10 protein-coding genes and 2 pseudogenes are annotated in these 13,462 nt (G+C 66.6%); 6 read left to right on the top strand and 6 right to left on the bottom strand.

Going from position 1 to position 13,462, the window contains the following annotated elements:
* From WBB07_RS21995 to WBB07_RS21970, 6 genes and pseudogenes are all read right to left on the bottom strand, one after another.
* Positions 1-135 (bottom strand): annotated as a pseudogene (locus WBB07_RS21995) (enoyl-CoA hydratase family protein); the annotation flags it as partial.
* Positions 132-1,304, bottom strand: a complete 1,173-nt coding sequence (locus WBB07_RS21990) for an acyl-CoA dehydrogenase family protein (protein ID WP_526310522.1) — start codon at positions 1,302-1,304, stop codon at positions 132-134. The pseudogene WBB07_RS21995 and the gene WBB07_RS21990, both read right to left, overlap by 4 nt.
* On the bottom strand, positions 1,301-3,232 hold the full coding sequence (locus WBB07_RS21985; RefSeq protein WP_526310520.1) for an acetyl/propionyl/methylcrotonyl-CoA carboxylase subunit alpha: 1,932 nt from the start codon (positions 3,230-3,232) through the stop codon (positions 1,301-1,303). The genes WBB07_RS21990 and WBB07_RS21985 overlap by 4 nt, the downstream gene beginning before the upstream one ends.
* Before the next feature lie 37 nt (positions 3,233-3,269).
* Entirely contained in the window at positions 3,270-4,865 is a 1,596-nt protein-coding gene (locus tag WBB07_RS21980; RefSeq protein WP_526310518.1) for an acyl-CoA carboxylase subunit beta, read from the bottom strand.
* Positions 4,862-6,013: an acyl-CoA dehydrogenase family protein gene (locus tag WBB07_RS21975; protein ID WP_526310516.1), complete on the bottom strand. Its 1,152-nt coding sequence runs from the start codon at positions 6,011-6,013 to the stop codon at positions 4,862-4,864. Before WBB07_RS21975 ends, WBB07_RS21980 begins: the two co-directional genes overlap by 4 nt.
* Positions 6,010-7,707, bottom strand: a complete 1,698-nt coding sequence (locus WBB07_RS21970) for an acyclic terpene utilization AtuA family protein (protein ID WP_526310514.1) — start codon at positions 7,705-7,707, stop codon at positions 6,010-6,012. Before WBB07_RS21970 ends, WBB07_RS21975 begins: the two co-directional genes overlap by 4 nt.
* A gap of 254 nt (positions 7,708-7,961) precedes the next feature.
* Between WBB07_RS21970 and rpmF the strand changes: the two genes are divergently transcribed.
* From rpmF to WBB07_RS21940, 6 genes and pseudogenes are all read left to right on the top strand, one after another.
* Positions 7,962-8,135, top strand: coding sequence for a 50S ribosomal protein L32 (rpmF, locus tag WBB07_RS21965; RefSeq protein ID WP_526310512.1), 174 nt, complete (start codon positions 7,962-7,964; stop codon positions 8,133-8,135).
* Between the two features lie 97 nt (positions 8,136-8,232).
* A complete protein-coding gene (locus WBB07_RS21960) occupies positions 8,233-8,919 on the top strand; it encodes a response regulator transcription factor (protein WP_526310510.1) in 687 nt (228 codons plus the stop codon).
* Between the two features lie 77 nt (positions 8,920-8,996).
* Positions 8,997-10,529, top strand: a complete 1,533-nt coding sequence (locus WBB07_RS21955; protein ID WP_526310524.1) for a HAMP domain-containing sensor histidine kinase — start codon at positions 8,997-8,999, stop codon at positions 10,527-10,529.
* 98 nt (positions 10,530-10,627) lie between these two features.
* Complete coding sequence (locus tag WBB07_RS21950) at positions 10,628-12,058, top strand: S1C family serine protease (protein ID WP_526310508.1); 1,431 nt, start codon at positions 10,628-10,630, stop codon at positions 12,056-12,058.
* Positions 12,058-12,603, top strand: a complete 546-nt coding sequence (locus WBB07_RS21945) for a MogA/MoaB family molybdenum cofactor biosynthesis protein (protein WP_526310506.1) — start codon at positions 12,058-12,060, stop codon at positions 12,601-12,603. The genes WBB07_RS21950 and WBB07_RS21945 overlap by 1 nt, the downstream gene beginning before the upstream one ends.
* A gap of 718 nt (positions 12,604-13,321) precedes the next feature.
* A pseudogene (locus WBB07_RS21940) lies at positions 13,322-13,462 on the top strand (MspA family porin); the annotation flags it as partial.

Raw genomic sequence — 13,462 nt, 5'->3', positions numbered from 1 at the left:
GGCGGCCGCCCCCCGCAACCCTTGATGAAGCGGGTCGACCAGCGTGCTGGACAACGCGTTGCGGTTGTGCGGCGAATCCAGCGTCAGGTATGCGGCCGGGCCCTCGGTTCGATACTCGACCAGCCGGTCCATCAGTACGACCGGGGCAGGCCGAGGGAGGTTTGCGCCACGAAGTTGAGGATCATCTCGCGGCTCACCGGTGCGATCCGGGCCAGCCGCGATGCCGTGAGGATCGAGGCGACCCCGTATTCCTTGGTGAGCCCGTTGCCGCCGAGCGACTGCACCGCCTGGTCGACGGCCCGCACCGAGGCCTCGCCGGCGGCGTACTTGGCCATGTTGGCCGCTTCGGCGGCCCCGACGTCATCACCGCTGTCATACAGCGTGGCTGCCTTCTGCATCATCAGTTTCGCCAGCTCCACTTCGATGTGGTTCTGTGCCAACGGATGTGAAATCCCCTGATGCGCGCCGATCGGTGTCTTCCACACCTGCCGGGTCTTGACGTACTGGGCTGCCTTGTCGATCGCGAACCGCCCCATGCCAACTGCGCTGGCCGCACCCATGATCCGCTCCGGGTTCAGCCCGGCGAACAGTTGGGCCAGCGCGGCGTCCTCGGCGCCGACGAGCGCGTCGGCGGGCAGGCGCACCTCGTCGAGGAACAGCTGGAACTGGAACTCGGGGCTGACGATCTCCATCGGAATCTTGGTGTAGCTCAACCCCGGAGTGTCGATGGGCACGACGAAGAGGGCGGGTTTGAGGTTGCCGGTCTTGGCTTCTTCGGTACGGCCGACGACCAGCACGGCCTGCGCCTGGTCGACACCGGAGATGTAGACCTTCTGCCCGCTCAGGATCCAGTCGCTGCCGTCGCGGCGGGCGGTGGTGGTGATCTTGTGCGAGTTCGATCCGGCGTCGGGCTCGGTGATGGCAAAGGCCATGGTGATCGAGCCGTCGGCGATCCCCGGCAGCCAGCGCTGCTTCTGCTCGTCGGTGCCGAACTTGGCGATGATGGTGCCGTTGATGGCGGGGGAGACCACCATCATCAGCAGTGCCGAACCACCGGCGGACATCTCCTCCATCACCAGCGACAACTCGTACATGCCCGCGCCGCCGCCACCGTACTCCAGCGGCAGGTTCACCCCGATGAAGCCGAGTTTGCCTGCCTCGCGCCATAGTTCGACGGTGTGCTCGCCGGCACGCGCCTTCGCCAGGTAGTAATCCTGGCCGTAGCCCGCGGTGAACGCGGCCACCGACTTACGCAGTGCCTGTCGTTCCGGGCCTTCGATGAAACCCTCCACGAGACCTGTCATTGTTCTCCTTGTATTGTCACGAGTGCGAGTACGTGGCCCACTTCGACCTGATCGCCGGCTTGCACCTGGAATTCGGTCAGGACGCCGTCGGCCGGGGCGACGATGGTGTGCTCCATCTTCATCGCCTCCAGCCATACCAGGGGTTGGCCCTTGGTGACAGCGGTGCCGGGTTCGGCACCGACCCTGGTCACCAGGCCGGGCATCGGTGCCACCAGCGAGCCCTTGTCGATCTCCGATCCCGGTTCCACGAACCTGGCCAGCGCCACCAGATGAACGGCTCCCAGAGCAGAGTCCACGAAGATGTCCGAGCCGTAACGCGCAAGCGCAAACGGGATCTCGACACCGTGGTGGGAGAGCACCACCTGATCCGGTGTCACCGACCGCACCTCGATCCCGGGGTCCGCGGGCACGACGGTGACTCCGCGCGTGGTGCGATACTCGACCTGTTCCTGCCCGTGTGCGCTGCGGTAGGTCTTGACGTGATCACCGGAAACCACATTGCGCCAACCGCTCGGCACCGCCGCGAGCACACCGGCTCGTGCCCGGTTACCGGCTGCATCCGCCAGCGCGGCGGCCACGGCGGAGTACCGCACCGCACGGCTGTCGAGCAACGGTGCGGCCAGTTCGGGCAGCCCGTGGGTGTCGAAAAATGCGGTGTCGGTGGCCCCGTCGAGGAAGGCCCGATGCCGCAGGACGTTGACCAGCAGATCGCGATTGGTCTGCACGCCGTGCAGCCGGGTTCTGGCCAGTGCGGCAGCCAACACCCGGGCGGCCTGCTCCCGGGTCGGGGCGTAGGAGATGAGTTTGGCCAGCATCGGGTCGTAGTGGATCGACACGACAGAGCCGTCGACCACCCCGGAGTCCACTCGCACCCCGGACGGGACGTCGAACCGGTGGACGGTGCCCGATTGGGGCAGCCAGCCGTTGGCCGGATCCTCGGCGTAGAGCCGGGCCTCGATCGAATGTCCCCTGCTCACAGGTGGTTCCGGATCCAGGGCGCCGCCGGTGGCGACGTGGATCTGCAGCTCCACCAGGTCGAGACCGGTGGTGGCTTCGGTGACGGGATGTTCGACCTGCAGGCGGGTGTTCATCTCCAGGAAGTAGAACTCGCCTGCGTCGTCGGCCAAGAATTCGACGGTCCCGGCTCCGGTGTAGCCGATGCTGGCCGCCGCGGTGCGGGCGGCGTCGAACAGTCTGCCCCGCATCCCCGGAGTCCGCTGTACCAGCGGGGACGGCGCCTCTTCGATGATCTTCTGGTGCCGGCGCTGGATGGAGCACTCGCGTTCCCCGATGGCCCACACGGTGCCGTGCCGGTCGGCCATCACCTGGACTTCGACGTGGTGCCCGGACGGTAGGTACCGCTCACAGAACACCGTCGGGTCACCGAACGCCGACTGCGCTTCTCGCTGGGCGGCGGCCACTTCGGCGGGCAGGTCTGCCAGTGAGGTGACCACCCGCATCCCCCGGCCGCCGCCACCTGCGGAGGCTTTGACCAGCACGGGCAGCTGCTGCTCGGTCACCGTGTCCGGGTGGAGCTCGTCGAGAACCGGCACGCCGGCGGCGGCCATCAACTTCTTGGCCTCGATCTTGGAGCCCATGGCTCGCACCGCAGCCACCGGCGGGCCGATCCAGGTGAGCCCCGCCGCCAGCACCGCCTCCGCGAAATCGGCGTTCTCGGAGAGAAAGCCGTAGCCGGGGTGGATGGCGTCAGCACCGGATGCGACGGCCGCGGCGATGATGGCTTCGGCATCGAGATAGCTCTTGACCTGAGGTAGCCGCACCCGGACGTCGGCTTCGGCGACATGCGGAGCGCCGGCGTCGGGATCGGTGTACACGGCCACCGTCGCCAGCCCCAGCCGGCGACACGTGGCAAACACCCGCCGCGCGATCTCACCGCGGTTGGCCACCAGAACCTTCGTGATCACCATGTGTCGTCTCTTCGCGCAATCGCTCATCGCAAGCCCTCTACATTCTGAAGACGCCGAAGTTCGACGTCCCCTCGATCGGGCCATTCGCGATGGCAGACAGACACATTCCCAGTACGGTGCGGGTGTCGCGAGGATCGATCACCCCGTCGTCGTAGAGCATCCCGGACAGCACCATCGGCAGCGACTCGGCTTCGATCTGGCCTTCGACCGCCGCCCGCATCGCGGCGTCGGCGGCCTCGTCGTAGTCCTGGCCGCGTGCCTGGGCGGCGGCACGGTTCACGATCGACAGCACACCCGAGAGCTGGGCGCCGCCCATCACCGCAGATTTGGCGCTGGGCCAGGCGAACAGGAACCGAGGATCGTAGGCACGTCCGCACATGCCGTAGTGCCCGGCGCCGTAGGACGCGCCGATCAACAACGAGATGTGCGGCACCGTCGAGTTGGACACGGCGTTGATCATCATCGAGCCGTGTTTGATCATCCCGCCTTCCTCGTAGGCCTTGCCCACCATGTAGCCGGTGGTGTTGTGCAGGAACAGCAGTGGAGTGTCGGAGCGGTTGGCCAGCTGGATGAACTGGGTGGCCTTCTGTGACTCCTCGCTGAACAACACGCCGCGGGCGTTGGCCAGGATGCCGATCGGGTAGCCGTGCACGCGGGCCCAGCCGGTGACCAGTGACCCGCCGTAGAGCGGTTTGAACTCGTCGAAATCCGACCCGTCGACCACCCGGGCGATCACGTCGCGCGGATCGAACGGAATTCGCAGATCCGCCGGCACGATGCCGAGCAGTTCGTCGGCGGGCAACAGCGGTTCGGTGGTGGGCCCGGGTCCGGGTCCCTGTTTGCGCCAGTTCAGCCGCGCCACGATCCGGCGCCCGATCCGCAACGCATCGGGCTCGTCGACGGCCAGATGGTCGGCCAGACCCGAGGTGCGGGCGTGCATCTGGGCGCCGCCGAGGGATTCGTCATCGGACTCCTCGCCGGTGGCCATCTTGACCAGCGGGGGACCGGCCAGGAATACCTTGGACCGCTCCTTGATCATGACCACGTGGTCGGACATGCCGGGGATGTAGGCGCCGCCGGCCGTGGAGTTGCCGAATACCAGTGCAATCGTCGGGATTCCGGCGGCGGACAGGCGGGTCAAGTCCCGGAACTGTCGGCCGCCGGGGATGAAGATGTCCTTCTGGGTGGTCAGGTCAGCGCCGCCGGATTCCACCAGCGAGATCATCGGAAGCCGGTTCTCCAGCGCGATCTGGTTGGCCCGGAACAACTTCCGGATGGTCCACGGGTTGCTGGTGCCGCCCTTGACGGTGGGGTCGTTGGCGACGATCACACATTCGACGTCTTCGACGACGCCGATGCCGACCACCAGGCTGGCGCCCACCTGGTAGCTACTGCCGTACCCGGCAAGCGGGCACAGTTCCAGGAACGGCGAGTCCTCGTCGACCAGCAGCTCGATGCGTTCCCGCGGTGTCAGCTTGCCGCGATCGTGATGGCGCTGGACATACTTGGGGCCGCCGCCGGCCAACGCCTTGGCCAATTCGGTGTCCAGCTCGGCGAGCTTGGTGGCCATGGCGCCGGCGGCGTCGGTGAACGCCGGCGAGGTGGGGTCCAGGGCGGACCGAAGGACTGTCACGACTTATATCCAAGTGTCTTGGCGGCCAGGCTGGTGAGGATTTCGGTGGTTCCACCGCCGATTCCGAGGATTCGCATGTCACGGTACTGGCGTTCGACTTCGGATTCGGCCATGTAACCCATCCCGCCGAACAGCTGTACGGCCTGGTGGGCCACCCATTCACCGGCTTCCACTGCGGTGTTCTTGGCAAAGCACACTTCGGCGATCAGGTCGGTGGTCCCGCCGAGCTGTTGTTCCACGACGTGACGGGAGTACACCCTGGCGACATCGACACGGCGCGCCATCTCGGCCAGCGTGTTCTGTATCGATTGCCGGGAGATCAGCGGGCGGCCGAAGGTCTCGCGATCGCGGCACCACGCAACGCTGAGGTCGAGGCAGCGCTGGGCGCTCGAATATGCCTGGGCGGCCAGGCCGATACGTTCGGAGACGAAGGCGCCGGCGATCTGCAGAAAGCCGGAGTCCTCGGGTCCGACCAGGTTGGCGGCCGGTACCCGCACATCGGTGTAGGACAGTTCGGCGGTATCCGAGGACCGCCAGCCCATCTTGTCCAGCTTGCGGCTGACCTCGAATCCGGGAGTGCCCTTCTCGACCACCAGGAGCGACACCCCGGCCGCGCCTGGGCCGCCGCCGGTGCGCACCGCGGTGACGACGTAGTCGGCCCGCACGCCCGAGGTGATGTAGGTCTTGGCGCCGTTGACCAGGTAGTCGTCACCGTCCCTGACCGCGGTGGTGCTCAGGTGCCCGACATCGGAGCCGCCGCCGGGTTCGGTGATGGCCAGCGCACCGATCTTCTCCCCGGCCAGGGTGGGGCGCACAAAGGTGTCGATCAATTGCCGGTCCCCGGAGGCGGCCATGTGCGGTACCGCGATGCCGCAGGTGAACAGCGAGGCAAAAACGCCTCCGGGACAGCCTGATTCGTGCATCTCTTCGCAGATGATCAGCGTGTCGGCAGCGTCACCACCGCCGCCGCCGACCTCGTCGGAGAAACCGGCGCCCAGCAGTCCGGCCGCGGCGGCCTTGCGGTGCAGGCTGCGCGGCAGTTCACCGTCGCTTTCCCACTGCGCCACGTGCGGGCTGATCTCGCGGTCGACAAAACCGCGGACGGTCTTGCGTAGCTGCTCGCGCTCGGGGGTGTGCCAGATGCTCAAGCCAGGAACTCCTTCGGTATGTCGACGTAGCGGCTGCGCAGCCACTCACCGAGGCCTTTGGCCTGGGGGTCGAAGCGCGCCTGATAGGCGACCCCTTGGCCGAGTAGGCCGTCGATGACGAAGTTCACCGCCCGCAGGCGGGGCAGTAGATGGCGGGTGACGGGCAGCCCGGCCACCTCCGGCAGCAGCTCTGTGAGCTTCTCGACGGTCAGCAGGTGTGCCAGCCAGCGCCATTGGTCGTCGGTGCGTACCCACAGTCCGACATTGGCGGAGCCGCCCTTGTCGCCGCTGCGTGCTCCGGCGACGGCGCCCAGCGGTCGGCGCTCGGTGGGGCTGCCGGGCAGTGGCGGCGGCAGCGCCGGCTCGTCGACGGGTGCCAGTACCCGGGTGTCGGCGGCCGGAGCGATGTCGACGCGGGTGCCGTCGGCGTGCACCGCGACGTGAGGCACCTCGGCGGCATCGACAAAGCCGGCGGTGAACACCCCGTACACCTGCCCGTCTCCGGGCGGGGCGGTGACGTGGAAGCCCGGATAGCTGGCCAGCGCGAGTTCGACTGCGGCACCGGAGAATCGACGACCCACCACGGCGGCATCGGGATCGCGGACCACACAGTGCAGCATCGCGCTGGCCGTTTCCTCGGTGTCGGCGTCGGGGTGATCGGTGCGCGCCAGGGTCCACTCCATTTCGGCGGGCCGGGCCTTCAGTGCCGCGTCGAGCTGCCGTTGCACCAGTTCGGCTTTGGCGTCGATGTCGAGGCCGGTCAACACGAACGTCGTCGAGTTGCGGAATCCGCCGATGCTGTTGAGTGACACCTTGTACGACGGGGGCGGAGCCTCACCGGTGACCCCGGTGATCCGTACCCGGTCGGGGCCGTCGTCGGTGAGATGCACCGTATCCAGGCGGGCGGTCACATCGGGGTTGGCGTAGCGGGCGCCGGTCACCTCGTAGAGCAGCTGCGCGGTCACGGTGTCGATGCTGACCAGCCCGCCGGTGCCGGGATGTTTGGTGATCACCGACGAGCCGTCGGCGTTGATCTCGGCCAGCGGGAAGCCGGGATGGCTCAGGTCGGACACCTCGGTGAAGAACGCGTAGTTGCCGCCGCTGGCCTGGACCCCACACTCGATGACGTGGCCGGCCACGACGGCGCCGGCCAGCCGGTTGTGATCGCTGCGGCCCCAACCGAAGTGTGCCGCCGCCGGCCCGACGATGACGGAGGCGTCGGTGACCCGGCCGGTCACCACCACGTCGGCTCCGCTGTCGAGGCAGTCGACGATGCCCCAGGCGCCCAGGTAGGCGTTGGCGGTCAGCGGATCTCCGAGGCCGAGTTCGGCGGCCCGGGGGAGCAGGTCGTCGCCTTCGACATGGGCGACGGTGGCATCGACTCCCAGCCGCTGCGCCAGCTCGCGCACCGCGACCGCCAGTCCGGCCGGATTCAGGCCACCGGAATTGGCGACGATGCGCACCTGGTTGTCCACGGCGAGGCCGAGGCACTCTTCGAGCTGGGCCAGGAATGTCGAGGCGTAGCCGCGCTCGGGATTTTTCATCCGGTCGCGGCCCAGGATCAGCATCGTCAGCTCGGCGAGGTAGTCACCGGTGAGGTAGTCCAGGTCGCCGCCACTGAGCATCTCGCGCATGGCCGAGCGTCGATCACCGTAGAAACCCGAACAGTTCCCGATTCGAACCGCGTCCGTCACACAGCCTCCCGTTGCCAACCAACCGGTAGGTTACCCAGGACTCTCGGTACCGAGTCAAGGGTTTTGGCCGACCGGCCAAAGATGTGGGCGCTCGCCGGCTACCACGGATCTCGGCCGTCGCCGGCATCCTGCGCCGCAGGTGGTTGCCGGCGTTTTGGAGTCGACGCCGATCACCGGCTATCCTCTGTTGCAATCGTCGCCGTTGTCTTGTGCTCTTTTCACGCGGCGGACCTCAACGCAAGGAGATGCTCGTCATGGCTGTGCCCAAGCGCAGGATGTCGCGTGCGAACACCCGTAGCCGTCGCGCGCAGTGGAAAGCCGAGGCCACCGGATTGGTCAACGTGACCGTTGCCGGTGCCCAGCACAAGGTACCGCGCAGGTTGCTCAAGGCTGCCCGCCTCGGCCTCATCGACCTCGACAAGCGCTGACCCGGCCGGGACTTGAGACGGGGCGCGCGAATTCTCTGCCGGGTTCCCCGGAGCGCCTCTCAGACTGTCCTCAGACATTGGGATAACACTGGTGGCCGTGCGCATTCTTGTCGTCGATGATGATCGTGCGGTGCGCGAGTCGCTGCGTCGCTCCCTGTCCTTCAACGGTTATTCGGTGTCGTTGGCCGAAGACGGTGTTGAGGCCCTGAACGCAATCTCCAGCGAGCGCCCGGATGCCGTGGTGCTCGATGTGATGATGCCCCGGCTCGATGGGCTGGAGGTCTGCCGCCAGCTCCGCAGCACCGGTGATGACCTGCCCATTCTGGTTCTCACCGCGCGTGATTCGGTGTCCGAGCGGGTTGCCGGACTGGACGCCGGAGCTGATGACTACCTCCCGAAGCCCTTTGCGCTGGAGGAGTTGCTGGCGCGGATGCGGGCGCTGCTGCGCCGCACCGGCCCCGAGGACAAAGCCGAAGCGGTCGCGCTTTCCTTTGGCGACCTGACGCTGGACCCGGTGACCCGCGAGGTCACCCGGGGGCAGCGACAGATCAGCCTCACCCGCACCGAGTTCGCTCTGCTGGAGATGTTGATCGCCAACCCGCGCCGGGTGCTCACCCGCAGTCGCATCCTCGAAGAGGTGTGGGGATTCGATTTCCCCACTTCGGGCAATGCACTCGAGGTGTACGTCGGCTATCTGCGTCGCAAGACCGAAGCGGAAGGCGAGCCGCGGCTGATCCACACCGTTCGTGGGGTGGGTTACGTCCTGCGCGAGACGCCGCCGTGAGGCATCCGGTCTCGAGCCGGCGCCGTTCGAGTCGGCGCCCGTCAAATCGGCGTCCTGAGAAGTAGCCGGTGACGTCGATGTTGCGCCCCAGCAGCGGCGAGTCCAGGACCACCACGTCCTTGTCGCTGCGGTGGCGCGTCATGTTGCTCGCCATGTCGATGGTGGCCATGGTCGTGGTGCTGGTTTCCTTCGCGGTGTACGCGGTGGTGTCCGCGGCGCTCTATGACGACATCGACAATCAGCTCCAGAGCCGGGCCCAGCTGCTGATCGCCAGCGGCTCGTTGGCGTCAGACCCCGGCAAGGCCATCGAAGGTACGGCGTACTCCGACGTCAACGCCATGCTGATCAACCCCGGCCGGTCCATTTATACCGCCAACCAGGAAGGGCAGACCCTGCCGATCGGCGCCGCCGAGAAGGCCGTCATCAGTGGGGAACTGTTCATGTCCCGCCGCACCGCAGCCGACCAGCGGGTGCTCGCGGTCCATCTGCCCAACGGCAGCACCCTGCTGATCTCCAAGAGCCTGGCGCCCACCGATGCGGTGATGATGAAACTGCGCTGGGTGCTGCTGATCGTGGGCGGTGTCGGTGTCGCGGTTGCGGCCATCGCCGGTGCGGCGGTCATCAGGACCGGTCTGCGGCCGGTGGCCAAACTCACCGAGGCCGCCGAACGGGTGGCGCGCACCGATGATCTGCGGCCCATTCCGGTGTTCGGTAGTGATGAGCTCGCTCGGCTCACCGAAGCGTTCAACATGATGCTGCGCGCCCTCACCGAATCGCGGGAACGCCAGGCCCGATTGGTCACCGATGCCGGCCACGAACTGCGCACGCCGCTGACCTCGTTGCGCACCAACGTCGAGCTGTTGATGGCATCGACCCGGCCGGGCGCGGCGAGCATCCCCGAAACCGAGATGAACGACCTGCGTGCCGACGTCATCGGGCAGATCGAGGAGCTGTCCACCCTGGTGGGCGATCTTGTGGACCTGACCCGTGACGACGCCGGCGGCGTGATCCACGAACCTGTCGAACTGACCGAGGTCGTCGACCGCAGCCTCGAACGGGTCCGACGGCGCCGCAACGACATCGAGTTCGACATCGACGTCACCCCGTGGCAGGTCTACGGTGACGCCGCCGGGCTGTCGCGCGCGGTGCTCAACCTGCTGGACAACGCCGCCAAGTGGAGTCCATCCGGTGGCCGGGTGGGCCTGCGGTTGAAGCAGGTGGACCCGTCCCACGCCGAGCTCGTCGTCTCCGATCGCGGACCGGGAATCCCGCTGCAGGAACGGCAGCTGGTGTTCGAGCGCTTCTACCGCGCCACCGCCGCGCGGGCGATGCCCGGCTCCGGTCTGGGGCTGGCCATCGTCAAACAGGTGGTCCTCAAACACGGGGGAGCCCTACGGGTCGACGACACGGTGCCGGGTGGACAGCCGCCGGGGACCTCTTTCTTCGTGTTGTTACCCGGTCGGCCGGGGGCACCGATCTATCAGGACCCCGAGGCCGACGGCGACGTGCCGCCCTCGGACTCCCTCAGCACCTTGGATTCCGTGCTGCCGGTCACAAATAAGGTCAAGACACGATCACAACCGGGCGTAGTCTCAGTCGATTCTCAGTAGGTAAGGGCAAGGTAGATGGCAGAGGACGACAGCTTGCTGCCGTGACCGGTTGAGCGTTGGTCGCGGTCGACTTCCGAAGGAACGGTGACTACAGCGCGATGACCAGTCGGCCTACCCATGACCCGAATCAGTACCCGCGGTACTCCGCCCAGCCGCAGCAGTCGGGGCGCTACCCGTATGAGGCTGCCGGCCCGTCGTATCCCGGTCATCAGCCGCAGCAGGGGTACCAACAGAACTACGACTGGCGCTACGCGACCCAGCAGCGCGGACAGCACCCCGGTCCGCGTCCGCCGGCCGGCGGCAATCCCTACCCCGGCGATCCTTACCAGGGCACCCAACCGCTGCCCGGTCGCCCGCAGCCCGTCGCGCCGCAGCAGCGTTCCCGGGTGGCGCTGTTTGCAGGCGCACTGACAATTGCCGTGGTGTCGGCGGGAATCGGTGGCGGCGTCGCCCTGTTGGCGCATCCCGACGACCGCCCGGTGAATACCTTCACCACGGCGGCCGGAGCAGCTCCCGGTGTCCCCGCGGCGAATGTGCCCGCGGGCACGGTCGAACAGGTCGCCGTCAAGGTGGTGCCCAGTGTCGTCAAACTCGAGGTCGACTTCGGCCGGGCCCACGAGGAGGGATCCGGCATCATCCTGTCCGAGGACGGGCTCATCCTCACCAATGCTCATGTGGTCTCTGCGGCCGGCGCGGATTCGGCGGCCGGAACCGACGCGAACCCGGGCCTTCCCCTCGGCCCGGGTTCGCCTTCCGGTGCCCCGGTCAGCACCACGGTGACGTTCTCCGACGGTCGCACGGTGCCGTTCACGGTGGTGGGGTCCGACCCGGCCAGCGATGTTGCGGTGATCCGCGCCAAAGACGTGTCCGGCCTGACCCCGATCACCCTGGGCTCGTCGAGCGACCTGCGGGTGGGCCAGGAAGTGGTGGCCGTCGGCTCGCCGCTGGGGCTGGAAGGAACGGTCACGACCGGAATCGTCAGCGCGCTGAACCGGCCGGTGTCCACGGCAGGTGACTCCAAGAACCAGAACACGGTGCTCGACGCCATCCAGACGGACGCGGCGATCAACCCGGGCAACTCCGGTGGCGCGTTGGTCAACATGAACGGAGAGCTCATCGGCGTCAATTCGGCGATCGCAACGCTCGGTGGTGGGCAGGACACCCCGCGCTCCGGCTCGATCGGCCTGGGGTTCGCGATCCCGGTGGATCAGGCCAAGCGCATCGTCGACCAGCTGATCAGCACCGGTTCGGCCTCACACGCCTCACTGGGGGTGCAGGTCAGCAATGACACCGACGTCAACGGCGCCAAGATCGTCGACATCACCCGGGGTGGGGCGGCGGCCAATGCCGGGTTGCCCAACGGCGTTGTCGTGACCAAGGTCGACGACCGGCCGATTTCGGGTGCGGGGGCGCTGGTGGCTGCGGTGCGTTCCAAGGCGCCGGGGGAGAAGATCACGTTGACCTTTGTCGGCGCCGACGGAAAAGACCCGCAGACGTTGCAGGTGACACTGGGTCAGGCGGAGCAGTGATGAGGACGGCTACGACGATTTCTGCGGCCACATATACGGTTGCTTCCATGGAACAGTCTCATGCGGTGGTGGGTAGAGCACTGGTCATCATCGTCGACGATCGGACTGCACACGGTGACGAGGAGGATCACAGCGGTCCTTTGGTCACCGAGCTGCTCAACGAAGCCGGTTTTGTTGTCGACGGTGTAGTTGTGGTGGCCTCCGACGAGGTGGAAATCCGCAATGCGCTCAACACCGCGGTGATCGGCGGTGTCGATCTGGTGGTGTCCGTCGGTGGTACGGGTGTGACTCCTCGCGACGTCACCCCGGAGGCCACGGTTGATCTGCTCGACCGTGAACTGCTGGGCATTTCGGAGGCGTTGCGCGCGTCCGCCCTCTCGGCCGGTGTCATCGATGCCGGGGTATCCCGCGGCCTGGCCGGTGTCTCGGGCAGCACGCTGGTGGTGAACCTGGCAGGTTCCCGGCCGGCGGTCCGTGACGGCATGGCTACCTTGACGCCGCTGGCTGCCCAGATCATCGGTCAGCTGTCGAGCCTCGAGATCTAGATCGGCCTCACCATGTGCCGTCTGCACGCTGCTCCGAACTTCGGAAGCGCGCAGGCGGCACTTTCTTATTGTTTGGCAACGCCGACGCACGGCAGATCCCAATCGTTCTCTAATCCGGCCGCAATGTTTCGGGTGAGTGAACAGAAGAAACATCTAAAATGTGATCTTACTCACACTAGGAATAACCTGTGACTCCGTTATCACCGCCCGAGCGAAATGCAGTTAACAAGATCTTCGGTATCGAAATTCCCCAGGAATCGTCCGACGAACGTGATCCCGACGACGGGCGCGGCGACTCTGAGCGCGAGGGCTGGCTGCGGGAAAACGTCCCACCGCACCATCGCTGAGCCTGCGCCGCTGATAAATGCATCTTGAACAGGCGCGTTGTTTGTGTCTTGGCGCAGCTTGGGTGGGTGCTCCCGCTCGTGGCGGCTGTGGCTGCCGGGCCCAGTGTGGCGGCCGATCCGTCAAGTCCCTGTAGCGAGTCAGCAAACTTCGGCCGGCCTGGACCCGGGTTGGGCAGATCACACCCCCGCGTTGCCGCCCGTATGCCCTCCCGTTATGTTTCTCCCGTCATCAACGATGAGTGAAACGTAAGAACAGCATGTGAGGCTTCTCATTTGTGAGTCTTGCTTCGTGAACGGTGTCAATCTGCCGGTCATGAAAAAACCAACTCGGTGAAACCGCCCGGAATCACCGCCAGACAGCTGGGGAGAACATGAAGGTAATCGGTCGGGTGCTGGTGGCGATGATCGCCTCCATCGCGGCGCTGTTCGCGAGCACAGGCACCTCCAACGCCGGCTTGGACAATGAGCTGAGCCTTGTGGACGGCCAGGGACGCACCCTGACCATCCAGCAG

The sequence above is a fragment of the Mycobacterium sp. genome, from assembly GCF_049647605.1.
Classification (GTDB): Bacteria; Actinomycetota; Actinomycetes; order Mycobacteriales; family Mycobacteriaceae; genus Mycobacterium.
Note: the sequence above shows the minus strand (reverse complement) of the source record. Positions and strands in the feature narration are given on the sequence as shown.